This window comes from Paenibacillus sp. J22R56, assembly GCF_056269375.1.
Map to the genome: position 1 here is coordinate 1 of NZ_JBWDNV010000008.1, position 15,941 is coordinate 15,941.

Consider the following 15,941-nt stretch of genomic DNA (forward strand, 5'->3'; position numbering starts at 1 on the left):
TGGAGGATCGAAGTATGTTCTATAGAGCCATGTAAATTGCTGAAATAATGAGCATGGCTACGTAAATTCGTTATTTGGTCGGAGATACTCCGGATTTAAGGGGTCGAGCCGTGGTATCCAGTGTACGAGCGAGAAATCATGCTGCTGAGCGGATTGATAACCTCAGAAGTTTCTCCACAGCCGGTGCTCCAAATTAGTCATGTTGGCTCCAAATAGGTCCGTGTGCGAGGATCAATTTCAAGCCCTCTTGCGTGAATTTCTTTCATGCTCATACCGTGAATTCGTCCCTTCCCTAGATGTCCTGTTCAATCCATTCTAACTGGACTATACGCCGTGTCTTAACGAAGACACAATAGACTTTTTTTTGCCGGGTTATTTGATTTCCGAATGAAAGAGCCCGGCTTTCCATCAGGAAGTCCGGGCTTATCTATTATTCATACCAGTCTTTTGGGATCCTCTCTTGTTCCTGCTCTAGCAGCTCCTTAATAATCATATCTGCATCATGGATGGAATTCACAAGCGGGTCGGTCATCATCGCCCTGCGCAGCTTGATGAAGCTCCGTTCCACAACCGCCTCAGCTGTCAGTTCATGCGTGTCGAGTACAAGCTCCTGCATGCCTCGAATACCACGCGGCATTTCTCCCACATGAAGCGGCTTGATGCCGTCCATGCTGACCTCGCTTAACAGCTCCAGGAACGAATCATCGTTCATGTTCGTTACAGCGCCGCTGTTGAGTGTATTTATGAAGAATCTTTTGCCCAGGTTCCCCACCATATTCTCAATAATATCCGTCGCATGATCGGGACCAAAGCTTCCCATATAGCTGTTAATAGGGAGCTTCCCGGAAATAAAGTCATCGACCTGCTGCCACATTTCCTCATGACGCTTGTAGCGATCCTCTGTCTCCCAGATCGATAATGGCGGAATCGCATCCTTCGTCACGCCAAGCCCCTGCCAGTATCTGACGTATTCTTTGGTGTGCGCTGTACAGGTCGGAATAATGCCAAAAATATCATAAAGCTCGTAGCTAATGGCATCGTTATGAAGCGCCTTGGCACCTGTATCTCCGCCATTGTTTTCCGTTCCTGCTGATTTCTTAAGCGAAGCGGCGATCGTGGGCATGAAGTCCTTCCCGTCATATTCCGCCTTCAGCAGCCAAGTGAAATGATTAACCCCGGCTATACGGAAGTCGAATTTACGGTCGATCTCCTCTGTAAACTCACTTGGGTCTTGAATAATGCCCGCTCGAACCGCGTAGTAGGCTTTTTTATGAGGCATATGATGGCTGTCGCAAAGCGCAAACGTCTTCAGGTTTGGCGCATAACGACTCAGAGCCATCCCATGAACAGTAGAAGGATTAATATAATTGATCACCCAGGCATCCGGACATAGCTCTTCGATATCTTTTGCACATTCCATAATAACCGGTAATTCTCTCATTGCTCGGAAAATCCCGCCAGGACCAATCGTATCACCTGAGCACATGCGAATGCTGTATTTCAAGGAAATCTCACAATCGATGCCGCGATACTTCACTGTATCTTCCGCAAAGCTGAGAACAACAAAGTCCGCCCCCTTCAGCACATCTCTTCGATTCGTTGACCCTTCTATCTTCAGAGGCACCTGATTCTCACGCGCTACCATTTCGGCGAGTTTGACCAATTTAGCCAGCTTTTCTTCGTTTGTATCCACTAGAGTTAAAGTCCCGTTGTTCAAATAAGGGGAATGAACCATCTGCCAAATCGACTGACGGCCGAAAAACAAACTGCCTGCTCCGATAACTACTACTTTTGGCTGCAACACTTTCGAATCGCTCACATTAAGCCCTCCTATTTCGGATATACCCTCATTATAGAGAAGCCTATAAAAAGCAGAATATGTGATAGTTCCACAAACATGTCAAATAGTAAGAAGATTGATGGGCTTCAAACCCGTTGATATAATGAACGAAAACAAATGATGTCTGATAGTGGAGGTTCAATGACATGCCGGACATAGATATGGAGCTATTTAACGAGCTGTCTGAATTTATTACGCTGCGCATGAAATCATGCCGAGGGGAAGAGCATAGCGGGGATTGGATCGAGCATAAGGCACATACCGATTATGATATTTGGTTTATTCAATCCGGCACGGCCAAGATTCAGATCGCAGGGATTGAACATACGGCGAGACAGGGAGATGTCATCTTCTTTTACCCCCATATCCCATATATAGCCTCCTCCGAAAAGGGATGCCATCTGGTCTATGTTCATTTCGATTATGGCATTGGCGCGCAGCAGCGGATCTTAAATGACTATCCGTTGTCTGGAATTATTCCTTACGGACTCATATCCGAGGAAGCAAATCTGTTCAACAAATCATTTGCTCAAATGGAGAAGCAGCACTCGGGGAACCGCTTATATCTGAAGGCCAGCCTATTAGCCGTAATTGCCAAAATCATTGAACTCCACGGGCATGGCCAATATACCGGCTCTTTCCTGAACGGGAGAAAGCTGAGGAAGTCTGAAGGATCTCTCGATGTTCTGCAGCCCATCTTCCAATACATCTATGACCATTTGAATAAATCAATCAAGATGAGTGAGCTTGCTGCACTTGCAGGGATCTCGGAGAAATATTTTATCTCGTATTTCAAAAAAGCCCTCGGCATCACGCCGGGGCAATATATCTATCAGATCAAGATGAACCAAGCCCGCGATTATCTCTACCAAAAGAAATACACCGTCCAGCAAATCGCAGGCTTTCTTGGTTATCCTGATCCATTCACGTTCTCAAAAGCTTTCAAAAAATACTATAACGTGCCGCCGTCCAAGTTCGATTGAGCTGAACTCATAAGATGCTCCGCTGCAATAGCTCCTGCTTGCGGAAATCAAGCGGGCTTTTTCCGGTTGTTCTTTTGAAGGTGCTGCTGAAATAAGCAATGTCACTGTACCCTAGCCTCTCCGCAATTTCCGAAATACGGAGCGAGGTGCGGGCGACAAGCATCTTCGCCTCTTCCATCCGAAGGCCGGCAACGTAATCGGTAAAGTTCCGTCCGGTATGCTGCTTAAAATATTGGCTTAAATAACTGGCATTCATATGAACTTGACTTGCAAGTTCAGCCAGGCTGACATGTCCAGGACGCTCATGAATCAGCTGAAGTACCCGCTCCATAATTTCGCTTTGGCCTTCTTCCATGCTTACGGCGCTTGTTCCCTGTAAAGTCTCCTGCTTCCGTTCCTGCTCCTCCATCCATTTGCCAAGCGTCTTCGCCATCTCTTCAACCTCGACCGGCTTCATCAAATAATCGATCACTCCGCAGCGAAGCGCCTTACGTGCGGCATGAAAATCATCATAACCGCTTATGAAAACAACAGGAGGTCTATTCTTTAAATCGGCAAGCCGTTCGATAAAGGAGACGCCATCCATAACAGGCATCTTAACATCAGCCAGTACCATATCGACCGTATGTCCCTGCAGCCAGTCGAGAGCCTCCAGGCCATTGGTACATTCCTGTACAATTTGAAAGGGCAGCTCTGTCTCGCGGAGCACCTCCCGCAAGACAACTCTTACCCAACGTTCATCCTCGACCACCAATACTTTATACGGAGATTGCGTCATGGCTACATGCCTCCTTCAGCGGCAAAGTGATCGTAACGGTAGTCCCTGTCCCCGCTTGGCTTGCAAGGCGTAATCCGTACCGTTCCCCAAATAAATGCATCATGCGGCGGTGGACGTTAATAATGCCGATATGTGCCCCGTCGGTCGACAGCTCCTTCTCCCCTAAGTCCCGCTCGATAAGCTTTAAGTGATCAGGCTTTATACCTGATCCCGTATCAGCCACCGTAACCTTATAATCAGAACCGTTCAAGACAGCGGATATCGTAATCATCACTCTGGAAGTGCCCGTTTCCGTGCCATGAATGACACAATTCTCAACAAGCGGCTGCAGCGAGAACTTGGGAATGTATTGTTCAAGTGCCTCATCAGGAACATTAATGCAGTAGTGCAGTTTTTCCTCGAAACGGAACTTCTGAATATCCAGATACATGCAGCAAATGGCCAGCTCTTCACGAAGGGTCACAATTGGAGAGGCATGACTCAAGTTGTAGCGGAGCATCTTCGCAAGCGAGGTCACAAGCTTGGAAATATCCGTTATCCCTTGTTCAAGCGCCATCCCACGCACCGTTTCCAGCGCATTGTATAGAAAATGGGGATTCACCTGCGATTGGAGCACCTTCAGCTCCATTTCCTTTTGCCTAAGCGACAGATCTGCTTCCCGCAGCTCGGAGGTGTAGATCTCCTTCATCAGCTGTTCCACCTTCTCGACCATCTGGTTAAAGTCATTGGTTAGAATACCAATCTCGTCCTTTGACTCGACCTTTGCCCGCTCCGCGAAATTACCATCCTTCACGCGCTTCATGAAAAACTGCAGCTTACGGATCGGAGCAACGATACTTGCAGCAAAGGCAGCTGCCAGCAAATAAGCCATAACCAAAGTAATCAGTACAGTAAGCAAAATTGTACGCCCAATATAAGCGACGCCCCGATTAAGCTCCTCATTAGGCATAACCGTTACAAGATGCCAATTCAAATAGGAGGAGCGGTTAAATGTATAAAACGGCCCTTTCCCGCTTTGGAAATAACCATCATCCTGCTGCAGCATCCAATCCGCGTAACGAAAATCTGCCTTACTGCCAATCATGGACGGATCCGGGTGATAAATGTACTTCCCGTTCTCGTCTACAATTGCCATATAGCCCGAACGGCCAACGGTGACGTTATAGGCGATTTCCTGAATCCGTTTGAAGTTGATATCCATAATTAACATGCCGACCGGCTCCAGCGTCCTTGAATCAATAATGCGCTTTACGATCGAAATAACCGGCTCTGCAGCACTATCACCTCGGCTGGACAGACGACTGATCAGCTTAATATCACCATTCATCGGAACGGTATCATACCAAGGCTCCTGCCCCAGCTTGGCAGCAAGCTGCATATCCATATCGTTCCCGGTATCAAAGACTGCTCTATTCTCTATCAGCAATGTAATTCGGGAAATATCCGGGCGCGAATAAGCAATATCCTTGAAATGCTGCATAATGGACGGACGAAAGGTTTGAAGCTTATCCGTGCTGTCTGCCAAAAGCATCATCTTCATCTCAGGCTGATTGAGCAGCTTAATGGAATCAATCTCGAAATCACGGATGTAATATTCAATATGCGATTTCACCTGCTCAATAATTTGCCAGCTGCTGCGGCTGGCAGCATCCTTTAGACCCGCAGAGGAGTTGCTATAAGAGATCAGCCCCACAACCGTCAAAGGCACAACAACAAGCAAGGCCAAGAATACAAGCAGCTTGACCGCAAGCGGCCGGTCTTTCAAAAACAGCAGTTTATGCAGTGTCTGCCCTAATCGGTAAGCTTGTTACAGGCGCATACCCGGTCCCCCTGAATTGACGCGTCGCCAAATCCAACCTATCAGAAGGAAACCGGGAGTCAGCCTCTCTTCCTTATTTACTCGGCTTTCTCGATCGCGTCCAGAATATCGCTATAATCGGCACGGTACTTCTCAATGACCGGCTTCACCGCTTCTTGCCAAGGTGCAAAATCAGTTATCTCGGTAATAGTGACACCAGCTGCCTTAATTTTCTCTTCCGACTGCTTTTCGAATCGATCCCACTCCGCGCGTTGTGTCGCTACTGACTCCTGCGCGGCTTCGCTCATAATCTTTTTATCCGCATCGGAAAGTTTATCCCAAGTAATCTTGCTGACAAGCAGCACTTCCGGTACACGCTGATGCTCATCCAGAATCAAGTTTTTGGCCTGCTGATAGTGGTTGGACGTATCATAGCTTGGGTAATTGTTTTCTGCAGCATCGATGACACCCGTCTGCAAAGCGCCAAACACCTCACCATAAGCCATTGGTGTTGCATTGGCTCCAAGTGCTTCCATCAGATCGATGTTCACTTTATTCTGAATGACTCGCACCTTAAGACCCTTCATATCATCAATACTGGTAAGAGGCTTCGTCGAGTAGAAATTACGAGCTCCAGAGCTGTAATACGCAAGACCCTTCATGCGGGAAGACTCCAGGCTGCCTAGCAGCTCTTTGCCTTTGTCACTCTCAAGAAACTTCCACAAATGCTCATCACTATTGAAGATATATGGCAAACTGAATACTTCGTATTCCTTGTTAAACCCGCCAAGCGCACCTGTGCTGACACGTGTAAGCTCAATCGCACCAAGCTGAACCTGCTCAATAACCGCTTTCTCTTCACCCAGCTGAGACGAAGGGAATACTTCAACTTTGATTCGGCCTCCAGACTTTTCATTCACCAGCTCGGCAAACTTCCGGTCGCCTACTACTGTCGGATAACCCTCCGGATGTGTATCTGCCAAACGGAACGTATACTTAGGCCCTTCGGCGGCGCTGCCTCCCGAATTCGTGCTATCGATCGTTTCTTTCGTATTAGAACTGCAGCTAGCAAGCATGATAGCAAACATAGAAACGGCTAGAATAGATCCCCATTTTCCTTTGTTCATAACAGGTTCGCTCCTCTATTTTTGAATTATACGATACGGCCTTCCTCTTAGGAAAGCGCATACATTGTTAGAATCATATAAATAGTTCCAATTACATATAGCTATTGGACCATATTGGGCAGCCACATCACAATTCCCGGTATATAGGTCAGGATAAGCAGGACGATACATAATACGTAGAAGAAAGGCATCATCGCTTTGGTTGCTTGTGATATGGAGATGTTGCCGATGGCCGCACCCACAAACAGAACGGTTCCAACCGGAGGGGTCAGCAGCCCAATGCCAAGGTTCAACATAAGGATGATGCCAAAATGAACAGGGTCCATCCCAATCGATGTAACAACCGGAAGCAGGATCGGCGTCATAATCAGGATCAGTGGTGCCATATCCATCGGCGCCCCGAGCAGCAGCAGGACGATATTGATGATAAGCAGAATAATAATCGGATTGTCTGAGATGTTCAGCATCCAATCCGTAATCATGCCCGGCACCTGTAAATAGGCAAGAACCCAGCTGAAGGCAGCAGAGGCAGCGATCAGGAACAGCACCATAGATACCGTTCGGAAAGTTCTCTTCAATATAACGGTCATACGCTTCAGCGGAATATCCCGGTAAATAAAGAAGGTAAGGATAAAAGCATACAGGCAGGCAATCGCACCGCTTTCCGTTGCGGTAAACCAGCCGGTAAATATACCGCCCAAAATAATGACCGCCGTCAACAGGGACATGAAGCCGTCAAACAGGATACGCGGAACATCTTTGCGAGCGACGGGATCGCCTTTCTCATACCCACGCTTCACAGCAAAAACGTAGCTGGTGGCCATAAGCGCGGCACACATCATAATGCCTGGAACAATGCCTGCAAGGAATAAGCTTGTAATCGAGATACCTCCTCCTGCTGCCAGTGAATACAACACCAGGTTATGGCTCGGAGGTACAACGACACCCTGAATGGCCGACGATACCGTCACACCAACTGAATAATCCGTATCGTAACCCTTCTTCTTCATGGACGGAATCATAACCGAACCAATGGAGGACACGTCCGCGATGGCCGAACCGGATATATTGCCGAAAAACATACAAGCCACGCAGTTCACCATAGCAAGCCCGCCGCGAATGCCGCCTACTATAAGCTGAGCCAGATTGATGAGGCGCAGAGCCATTTTCCCCTCACTCATGATCTGCCCCGCCAATATAAAGAATGGAATCGTAAGCAGCGAATACGAATTCATGCCTTGAATCATAGTCTGGCCGATTGTTGCGAGCGGTACCTTCAGATACAGCAGGGTTAGGATTGAAGAACCCGCCAGCCCAAGCGCAATCGGGAACCGAAGCAGGACGAACAGGATAAAACTCACCGCAAGTATACATGTGGCAATTGCCGTGCTGTCCATTATTCATGCCCTCCTAATTGCCGATGCCTTCTCGTATCGATCCCGATTAATTGCAGAAATGCGTAGATGCAGACTAACACGCCCGTAATCGGCATAACGAGGTACAGCAGGCTGTTAGGCCAGCCGGTTGCCGGGAGTTCAGATTCACTCATTAGCTTCGTAAAGTCCCAGCCGTAATAAATGAGATACACGCCAAAGGCAAAGATGGTGATACCGATGATTTTATCAAGTACCAGATTAACGACCTTTGGCAGCTTTGCTGTAAAAGAATCAATCCCCATATGCAAATACTCTCGAAAGCCAAAAGCGATGCCGAGGAAAGAAAACCAGACCATAAGCAGCATCGTAATTTCTTCCGAGCTGTGAAACACAAAGTTAAATACTTTGCGGGTAAACACTTGCACGGTAACGATGATAATCATCGTTAGAAGACCAATAAGCGTAATGGATTCCAGCACAGTGTCTATAGCCAGCGCAATTTTTTTAAGCGTTTTCATTTATCCTCCTCCTACAATTTGTAAGGCACATGGCCTGCATGTTTATTGTAGCGGCGAGGTCCCTAAAGCCGTATTTGAGTAATCTTATAATTTTTTGTAGTTTTTTTAGTTTCTTCCCATTGGCACTGCCCGAACAGGGCAAACTGCGCTACACTGCACGTATAAGCACTAGTGAAAATTTTTGGCTAAGGAGAGTGATTTGCGATGAGCAACATAGGAATGTGGGAAAAGGCGGAGCCCGGTGTTACCCGCTGTATCAAGCAGGCTGGCGACAGCCTGATGATGATGGAGGTACATTTTGAACCAGGAGCTGAAGGTTATGAGCATAGTCATCCGCATGAGCAGATGAGCTACTGTATGAAAGGAAAGATAGCGTTCCGGATTAATGACGTGGAAACTGTACTCGCAGAGGGCGATACGATCTGCATCCCAAGTGGAGCTAAGCATGGTGTAACAGCCCTTGAAGCATCCATCCTGCTGGATGTGTTCACGCCGGTGCGTGAGGATTTGCTGAAGCGCTAATTAGGCAGAAGAATAGGGTGCCCCCTGTCTGGGACACCCTATTCCCCTATCCTTTTTCGTACTCACTGCGTTTAATTGAGGAATACTTGAAGAGCTAGTCTCTTACAGAAATCTAACGTACTCTTGCCAGCAGTTATGCGACTTCTTAATTGTTAACGTTCTTGTTGTTCTTTAGCCTGATGACCGGACAGAGCTCAACGCTCGTCTAACTTTTCTGGCGAAATCTAATGGTCTAGCAACCGTTTCAATATTAATATAAATCAAGCGGGGATGCTCGAAAAGCCATTCATTGCGAATAGATGTCACTTTTATCCCTTGTTTGCGAATAGCCGTAATGAAAGGATTGACTTCTTTCTCTAGTAATGCGGCTCTCCCTAAACAAAGCGCTCTGCCCGTTTTTTCGCTTAAGGATTCATATGAAAAAGAAGTCGTAACTCTAAATTTTTTTCCCAAGATTGTTGCACGTATTTTATTTCGATTTATCGTGGAAACGCATTTTCCGCCAGCAAAGCCAGGCAGCCCTCCGATAATCCTTGAAAACTTCTCGCAACGTGTACCATTATTGGGCATCCGTCTTCCCCTCCATGTTTTTATCCTCCGTTAGACTGCGGTTGGGAAATACCTATCAAGATATTTCTATATAGGATTACGTTAAACTTAAGCCGATGGACTGTGCATCTGCCCTTGGGCAGAATCACCATCTTTGGTTATTATCTAATTGATGGCACACTGTTTCTAGGCAAAGAACCCCCGCTGCCGCGGAGTGCTGAATGTATTCACACCGGTACGCGTGGATTCTCTAAGGCATTATATAGAAGAGGTTTCCTCTCCTAGCGGCACCCTCTTCTATTAAAACAGCACAAAATAGAGCGAGAATCTCGACGGAAAATGCGCTAAGCTTGGGAGAGATTGCGGCAATTATTGAACGACAAGTACAGGGGGATATGATAATCGATGAAGCTAGATACGATTAAACTTGAGCACAGTAACGGGGCAACATTGACGCTTTATTTGCACGACATTGTGGAATTGAGGGAAAAAGCACGCCCTATTATTTTGATCACTCCCGGAGGTGCGTACCGATTCGTATCCGAACGGGAAGCCGAGCCGGTTGCGATTGCGTTCTATAAGGCGGGTTATCATGCAGCTGTCCTCCGCTACTCCTGTCAGGAGGATGCCAGAAATATGCAGCCAATGATCGAAGCTTTAGAGTCGATCCTGATTCTGAAAGAGAATGCTGAAGAATGGCGTATTGCAGCGGACAAAATCGCGGTTTGCGGGTTTTCTGCTGGAGGACACCTGGCAGCGGCATGCGGTACGATGTGGAATGAACCTGCCCTTATGGAACGACTGGGTTACACAGGAAATGCATTGAAGCCAAATGCTATGATTTTGGGGTATCCCGTTATTACCTCAGGCGAATTCGCCCATCGGGAATCCTTCTACAACCTGAGCGGCTCATGGGAAGACGATCAGATATCCGGCTTCTATTCCATTGAGAAACGTGTGAACAGCGAAACGCCTCCAACATTCATCTGGCATACGGAGGATGATCAGGCCGTGACGATCGAGAATGCGCTGCTCATGATCAGTGCTTTGCGTAAAGCCAAAGTATCATTCGAATGCCATATCTTTAATAATGGACAACATGGCCTGTCCATGTGCAATCAGGAAGTACATACGCCACACCCGCATGCAGCTCATTGGTTTGAACTATGTGTGGAGTGGCTGGACACGATTGGGTTTGGTTTGGAGTGAGGGACGGTATAGCGCCGGTCGACCGACCAACTGAACAACCTTCCCCAGCCCATCAGCCCGCCAAAGTGTAACGAATCGTAGTAACACTGTTTCGGCAAAATACTTATTAGACTGGGCATGTAAGGGCAAATAAGAATATGTCGATTCGTTAGAACATACGAATGGGGTTGTCCATAAGCCACTCGGCTTTGAGGACAACCCCTCTTTATTTGTAGTATTTTCCCATTGCCACAAAACCGTCAAACTCTTCCCATTGTGCATCTTTGCCCAATGGGCAATAATATAAGATATAGAGATATTTATTCGAAAAGAGGTGAAGGCGCACTGCCGAATAACCATGAACAAGCAAAACTTACGTGATGTCAAAAGAGAGGCGACGGCAAATGCGCTGGCCGAAGCCGCGTTTGATCTCGCGATGGAACTTGGAATGGATGGCTTTGTTGTTGAGGATGTTGTGCAACGCGCAGGATACTCGAGAAGAACGTTCGCAAACCATTTCTCCTGTAAGGAGGAGGCGATTGTGATGGGTGCCTCCGCCTTCAACAATGTGGATGAGGTTCAGCAGTTGCTCGAGAATCTGCCGGAAAACTCCACTCCGCTTGAAGTATTGGAGCAACTGGTCAGAATGGAGCTTACCGCCGGCTTGTTCAAAAAAACGCGCGAGCTCGTCAAACTATCCAAGCAGCATCCTACGTTAGAGCCCTATATTCTTAGTGCTCTCCATCATCATCAAGGTGATGCGCAGGAATTACTTATTGATTTATTCGAAGACAAATATGCGACTGGCTATATCCAACTGCTAGTTGGAGCTGTATATGGTGCTGCATTACCTATGCTGTATGGAAGCAGCAACATCCAGTTTCCCGGTCAAACGAAGGATGAGTCGTCAGAGTCTATCTTGTTAGATCAATATTTGGATGAGATGTTCAAGTTTTTAAGGAACGGTTTCTAAGTTGTCTTCCTGTACTATCATTCCCTATATAAAAAGGAGAAACATACTGTTATGTCTACTTTTCTGTACAAAATAGGCAAAACCGCTTATAACAAGCCTTGGCATTTTATTATCGCCTGGGTCGCTATTCTTGGCATCGTTGGAGCCCTGATTGGCATTAACGGCATCCACACCAGCTCCGAAATGAAGATTAAAGGTACGGAAGCGCAAAAGGTACTCGATCAACTGGCAAAAGAACTGCCTGAAGCATCCGGCGGTCAAGCAAGCGTTGTATTCACCGCTCCTAAAGGCGAACGTCTGGATACTCCGGAACGTATAACCGCCGTTATGAAAGCGATCAATGATGTGTATGGTATTGAATATGTTATTAATCCTGCTGAAGCAGCTGCGGCACAAGGTGCAGCTGCAACAGATGCTGCTGCTTCCGATAGTACGCAAGGTACAGAAACAGATCAAACAGCTGCGGCTCAGCAAGCCCCATACGGCCCACTGATGGTCGATGGCAATCCTGTTCCTGGGGTCATGATCTCTTCCGATGGGAATGTAGCCTTGTTCCAATTCCAATTCACCGTTCAACAAATGTCACTGCCACAAGAAGTTATCGACTCCGTTGTTGCTGACGTTACAGCTGTTGAACAAGCAAACTTGGGAATTAAAGCATTGCCAAGCGACACGCTTGTAGGCAAACCGGCTATTGGCGCAACCGAAGGAATCGGGATTGTTGTTGCAGCTGTCGTTCTATTCATCACACTTGGCTCTGTTGTTGCAGCCGGCCTTCCGCTTGTAACGGCACTTCTTGGTGTAGGTATTAGTGTAGGCGGCGCATACTCCCTCTCCAAATTTATTCCGATGACGGATATCACTCCTGCACTTGCCATGATGGTTGGTTTGGCTGTTGGTATCGACTATTCCTTATTCATCGTGAACCGTCAGCGCCGCATGATCCTGGATCAGGGTCTAAGTGCACGTGAAGCTGCGAGCAGAGCGGTTGGTACTGCCGGCAGTGCTGTATTCTTCGCAGGACTAACCGTTATTATCGCGTTATGCGGCATGATTGTTATGAATATTGATTTCCTTTCTGCAATGGCGCTTGTCGCAGCAGCGAGCGTATTCATCAATGTCCTGGTAGCTTTAACTCTACTTCCTGCACTGCTTGGTCTTGTAGGAGAGCGAATCGTCTCCGAGAAAGCACGGAAGAAGAACAAGGAACAAGCGAAAGTATCCCGTCAAGGCACAGCACACCGCTGGGCGAATGGGGTTGTAAAACGCCGCTGGCTCGTTATTCTTGGTGTAATCGTTGTTCTTGGCGCAGCCGCCATTCCAGCTGCCGAAATGAAATTAGGCATGCCTTCTGGGGATACAGCAAACCTTGATACGGCAGCAAGACAAAGTTACGATGCTATCTCTGCCGGATTTGGAGAAGGTTTCAACTCTCCGTTGCTTCTCGTAGCTGAGCCCGCAAGCTCTTCTGACAAAGTCACTCCTGAGTTGTTAGGCAAGCTTGTTCAGGATATTCAACAGCATGATGATGTCGCAATCGTTTCTCCAATGGGTATTAACGAGACAGGTGACATCGGTATTATCAGTGTCATTCCAAAATCAGGTCCAACAGACGAATCAACTAACAAACTTGTTCAAGAGCTTCGTGATCATAACTCAAGTATCTCGCAAAATAACAAAGTGACACTTGGCGTGACCGGCTTTACCGCGATCAACATTGATATGTCCGCGAAGCTGGCTGAGGTGTTCCCGATCTATATCGGTATCATTCTTATCCTGTCACTTATCATTTTGCTGCTCGTATTCCGTTCCATCATCGTTCCGATTAAAGCAACAATCGGCTTCTTGCTTAGTATCCTGGCTACCTTCGGTATTACAACCGCTGTGTTCCAATGGGGCTGGCTGCATAACCTATTTGGCTTTGATACCGGCGGCCCGCTTCTCAGCTTTATGCCGATTATGGTATCCGGTATTCTCTACGGGCTTGCGATGGACTATCAAGTATTCCTTGTCAGCTCCATGCGTGAGGCTTATGTCCATGGTCACAAAGGAACCTCAAGTGTGGTTGATGGCTATCAACAGGCTAGCCGTGTTGTAGTCGCAGCGGCTGTCATCATGGTATCCGTCTTCGCCGGATTCATTCTAACCGAAGACATTATGCTCAAACAGATCGGTTTTGCCCTCACCATCGGCATTCTGATTGATGCTTTCTTCGTTCGTATGGCGCTTGTTCCCGCTATTATGGCTGTCTTTGGTGACAAAGCGTGGAGCATGCCAAAATGGCTTGATCGCATTCTTCCGAACCTTGACGTGGAAGGCGATAAGCTGATTGCAGAGCTTAACAAATCGGAGAATCAAAAAGATAATAAAGAGATGAAGAAGGCTAAACCAAGCCGGGCACATTAACTGTAAATCAAGAAAGGACCACTGACGACAGTGGTCCTTTCTTTTTTATGGCTTCAATGGGAAAGCTTCACTCTTGCTCACATGAATCATCTCTGAAGGGAAGAACGAGCGGAAATACGTCTCTACCCTGGAGTGAATATCGCTTCTATACCAATCCGTCAGATCATGGTCATCAAACAGCTGAGGCATGCCTAGCCGCTTCGATCGTTTCCCCAACGAACCGTCCCCGATGTTTAAGGTATCGATCCAGATTCGATCGGCTATTCCTTCTAGTGTCTTCGGAAAATCAGGCGTAAACGGCAGCACAGGTGAAATCGCAGCTTGCGTCATAATCCCTGCAGCATGAACCTCTCTTAATGCCTTCATACGAAGCTTGATGCCCGGCGCATAGGGAGCAAACAGCTGCTTCATATCTTCACGATCCGTCTCTACCGTCATCGATACTAGAACCTCGCATTTGTCCTTCAACTGCACAATGAGATCCAAATCCTTCAGAATAAGTGGACTTCGCGTCTGAATTTGGACAAGATCAGGTGGTGACTCCAGCATTTCCTGCAAGATCCGACGGGTTATCCCCGCTTCCCGCTCAATAGGCTGATAAGGATCGGTCGCCGAAGACATAAAGATATTAATCGGCTTGTTTTTCCGGCGAAGCTTAATCACTTCATTCCGGTAAATCTCCGCCGCATTCGACTTGATGTCCACCCATTCTCCCCATGGAGTCTGCTTGAACTTCTGAATCGGCATTTCTCTAACATAGCAATATTTGCAGGCAAACGCACAGCCGCTATAAGGATTAAGGGAGTGGGTAAAGCCAATATCTAAGTAACCCTTAGCTTCACTAAGGATGCTCTTGGACAGGATCTCTTTGATTTCAACAGCCATTTCAATTCCCTCCATTCACAATAAAAAGGAACACTTGTTCTTATATTATACCTAGAGAGAATGAATTATTCAAATAAGAAAAAAGAGAAGCAGACATGCTGCTTCCCTTAAATGATTATTATAAAAGTTTAAAGTGACTCCCAAATCGTTTTCAATTGATTCAAGCCCTGCTGCGTTGCGAATATACATGGCTCAAGCCCCTCGAACTCAACTGAAATATAGCCGTCATAGCCAGATTTCTTAACGATGCCTAACACACGACGCATGTCTATATCTCCATGACCTACGATAGCACCCCGCAAATAATTGCCATGAGAGGAACGGAACCAGCCTTCTGCAAGATTGCTTTCAGGATGACGTACATAAAAGTCCTTCACATGCACCATGGAAGCATAAGCAATGTTATTAGTAACCCCAGAAGCCGGATCCTCATCAACGCAGAGGAAGTTCCCTACGTCCAGCGTCGTTTTGAAGTTACTTCTGTCCGTAGCATGGAGGAGAGTTTGTACACGATCGCTTGCTTGAAGGAAGTAACCGTGATTTTCTACACTAGTCGTAATCCCCTTCGTAGCTGCATAGTCAGCAATTCGGCGGCAAGCCTCAGCCAGCTTGGGCAGTTCCTTATTAAAGTTCCCGATCGACGTATCCGGTGACGAAGCAACATCATGTCGCATCAGCTTAACACCAAGTGCAGCTGCAATGTCCACTTCCCCCATTACTCTATCAATCTCCTGCTCGTATTCGGTCTCACTCTTGCCAGCAAAGTTCGCACCAACACAATAATTGGAGATATAAATACCGACCTCATCCGCTTTACGGCGAATAGCTTGGATTAATTCTTCAGTCAAATCGAAACCTAGAGGCACAATCTCAACATGCTCTCCGCCAATCTCCGCTATGTTACCTATGACACCAAGTATGTCTAATTCCCCTGACCTTAACGCTTGATAATAGCTGTATGTACTGACTCCAAACTTCATAACTGAATCTCCCTTCCG

General features: G+C 47.0%; 14 protein-coding genes. 5 read left to right on the top strand and 9 right to left on the bottom strand.

Annotation, left to right across the window (positions count from 1 at the left end):
- Positions 1–430 precede the first annotated feature (430 nt).
- Positions 431–1,819 (bottom strand): family 4 glycosyl hydrolase, encoded by a 1,389-nt coding sequence (locus AC0YNT_RS19115; protein WP_475806065.1) that lies wholly within the window; start codon positions 1,817–1,819, stop codon positions 431–433.
- A gap of 167 nt (positions 1,820–1,986) precedes the next feature.
- On the opposite strand from AC0YNT_RS19115, the gene AC0YNT_RS19120 reads away from it, so the two are divergent.
- Complete coding sequence (locus AC0YNT_RS19120) at positions 1,987–2,823, top strand: helix-turn-helix transcriptional regulator (protein ID WP_475806066.1); 837 nt, start codon at positions 1,987–1,989, stop codon at positions 2,821–2,823.
- 7 nt (positions 2,824–2,830) lie between these two features.
- Here AC0YNT_RS19120 and AC0YNT_RS19125 read toward each other — a convergent pair whose 3' ends face one another.
- From AC0YNT_RS19125 to AC0YNT_RS19145, 5 genes are all read right to left on the bottom strand, one after another.
- Positions 2,831–3,601: a response regulator transcription factor gene (locus tag AC0YNT_RS19125; RefSeq protein WP_475806067.1), complete on the bottom strand. Its 771-nt coding sequence runs from the start codon at positions 3,599–3,601 to the stop codon at positions 2,831–2,833.
- Positions 3,582–5,366, bottom strand: coding sequence for a sensor histidine kinase (locus AC0YNT_RS19130; protein WP_475806068.1), 1,785 nt, complete (start codon positions 5,364–5,366; stop codon positions 3,582–3,584). Before AC0YNT_RS19130 ends, AC0YNT_RS19125 begins: the two co-directional genes overlap by 20 nt.
- Positions 5,367–5,497: 131 nt before the next feature.
- Positions 5,498–6,526: a TRAP transporter substrate-binding protein gene (locus tag AC0YNT_RS19135; RefSeq protein WP_475806069.1), complete on the bottom strand. Its 1,029-nt coding sequence runs from the start codon at positions 6,524–6,526 to the stop codon at positions 5,498–5,500.
- 101 nt (positions 6,527–6,627) lie between these two features.
- The gene (locus AC0YNT_RS19140) at positions 6,628–7,923 is read right to left on the bottom strand and encodes a TRAP transporter large permease (protein WP_475806070.1); all 1,296 of its coding nucleotides are present in this window, start codon (positions 7,921–7,923) and stop codon (positions 6,628–6,630) included.
- Positions 7,923–8,420, bottom strand: coding sequence for a TRAP transporter small permease (locus AC0YNT_RS19145; RefSeq protein WP_475806071.1), 498 nt, complete (start codon positions 8,418–8,420; stop codon positions 7,923–7,925). The genes AC0YNT_RS19140 and AC0YNT_RS19145 overlap by 1 nt, the downstream gene beginning before the upstream one ends.
- Positions 8,421–8,624: 204 nt before the next feature.
- On the opposite strand from AC0YNT_RS19145, the gene AC0YNT_RS19150 reads away from it, so the two are divergent.
- Entirely contained in the window at positions 8,625–8,942 is a 318-nt protein-coding gene (locus AC0YNT_RS19150) for a cupin domain-containing protein (protein ID WP_475806072.1), read from the top strand.
- 171 nt (positions 8,943–9,113) lie between these two features.
- Here AC0YNT_RS19150 and AC0YNT_RS19155 read toward each other — a convergent pair whose 3' ends face one another.
- Positions 9,114–9,512: a DUF1259 domain-containing protein gene (locus AC0YNT_RS19155; RefSeq protein WP_475806073.1), complete on the bottom strand. Its 399-nt coding sequence runs from the start codon at positions 9,510–9,512 to the stop codon at positions 9,114–9,116.
- A 384-nt stretch (positions 9,513–9,896) separates the two neighbouring features.
- On the opposite strand from AC0YNT_RS19155, the gene AC0YNT_RS19160 reads away from it, so the two are divergent.
- The 3 genes from AC0YNT_RS19160 to AC0YNT_RS19170 all read left to right on the top strand — a co-directional run bounded on the left by AC0YNT_RS19160 (position 9,897) and on the right by AC0YNT_RS19170 (position 14,058).
- Positions 9,897–10,700 carry an alpha/beta hydrolase gene (locus AC0YNT_RS19160; protein WP_475806074.1) on the top strand — a complete coding sequence of 268 codons (804 nt, stop codon included), beginning with the start codon at positions 9,897–9,899 and terminating at the stop codon, positions 10,698–10,700.
- Between the two features lie 337 nt (positions 10,701–11,037).
- Positions 11,038–11,652 carry a TetR/AcrR family transcriptional regulator gene (locus AC0YNT_RS19165; RefSeq protein WP_475806075.1) on the top strand — a complete coding sequence of 205 codons (615 nt, stop codon included), beginning with the start codon at positions 11,038–11,040 and terminating at the stop codon, positions 11,650–11,652.
- Positions 11,653–11,703: 51 nt separating this feature from the next.
- The gene (locus tag AC0YNT_RS19170; protein ID WP_475806076.1) at positions 11,704–14,058 is read left to right on the top strand and encodes an MMPL family transporter; all 2,355 of its coding nucleotides are present in this window, start codon (positions 11,704–11,706) and stop codon (positions 14,056–14,058) included.
- 45 nt (positions 14,059–14,103) lie between these two features.
- On the opposite strand, the gene AC0YNT_RS19175 is transcribed toward AC0YNT_RS19170, so the two are convergent.
- Positions 14,104–14,943 carry an SPL family radical SAM protein gene (locus AC0YNT_RS19175; RefSeq protein WP_475806077.1) on the bottom strand — a complete coding sequence of 280 codons (840 nt, stop codon included), beginning with the start codon at positions 14,941–14,943 and terminating at the stop codon, positions 14,104–14,106.
- Positions 14,944–15,071: 128 nt separating this feature from the next.
- A complete protein-coding gene (locus AC0YNT_RS19180; RefSeq protein WP_475806078.1) occupies positions 15,072–15,923 on the bottom strand; it encodes a sugar phosphate isomerase/epimerase family protein in 852 nt (283 codons plus the stop codon).
- Positions 15,924–15,941 lie beyond the last annotated feature (18 nt).

What these genes read in the sequence shown, in the direction of transcription:
- AC0YNT_RS19120 (WP_475806066.1), top strand. Translation starts at nt 1,987, where the DNA reads ATGCCGGACATAGATATGGAGCTATTTAACGAGCTGTCTGAATTTATT.
- AC0YNT_RS19125 (WP_475806067.1), bottom strand. Translation starts at nt 3,601, where the DNA reads ATGACGCAATCTCCGTATAAAGTATTGGTGGTCGAGGATGAACGTTGG.
- AC0YNT_RS19135 (WP_475806069.1), bottom strand. Translation starts at nt 6,526, where the DNA reads ATGAACAAAGGAAAATGGGGATCTATTCTAGCCGTTTCTATGTTTGCT.
- AC0YNT_RS19140 (WP_475806070.1), bottom strand. Translation starts at nt 7,923, where the DNA reads ATGGACAGCACGGCAATTGCCACATGTATACTTGCGGTGAGTTTTATC.
- AC0YNT_RS19145 (WP_475806071.1), bottom strand. Translation starts at nt 8,420, where the DNA reads ATGAAAACGCTTAAAAAAATTGCGCTGGCTATAGACACTGTGCTGGAA.
- AC0YNT_RS19150 (WP_475806072.1), top strand. Translation starts at nt 8,625, where the DNA reads ATGAGCAACATAGGAATGTGGGAAAAGGCGGAGCCCGGTGTTACCCGC.
- AC0YNT_RS19155 (WP_475806073.1), bottom strand. Translation starts at nt 9,512, where the DNA reads ATGCCCAATAATGGTACACGTTGCGAGAAGTTTTCAAGGATTATCGGA.
- AC0YNT_RS19160 (WP_475806074.1), top strand. Translation starts at nt 9,897, where the DNA reads ATGAAGCTAGATACGATTAAACTTGAGCACAGTAACGGGGCAACATTG.
- AC0YNT_RS19165 (WP_475806075.1), top strand. Translation starts at nt 11,038, where the DNA reads ATGAACAAGCAAAACTTACGTGATGTCAAAAGAGAGGCGACGGCAAAT.
- AC0YNT_RS19170 (WP_475806076.1), top strand. Translation starts at nt 11,704, where the DNA reads ATGTCTACTTTTCTGTACAAAATAGGCAAAACCGCTTATAACAAGCCT.
- AC0YNT_RS19175 (WP_475806077.1), bottom strand. Translation starts at nt 14,943, where the DNA reads ATGGCTGTTGAAATCAAAGAGATCCTGTCCAAGAGCATCCTTAGTGAA.
- AC0YNT_RS19180 (WP_475806078.1), bottom strand. Translation starts at nt 15,923, where the DNA reads ATGAAGTTTGGAGTCAGTACATACAGCTATTATCAAGCGTTAAGGTCA.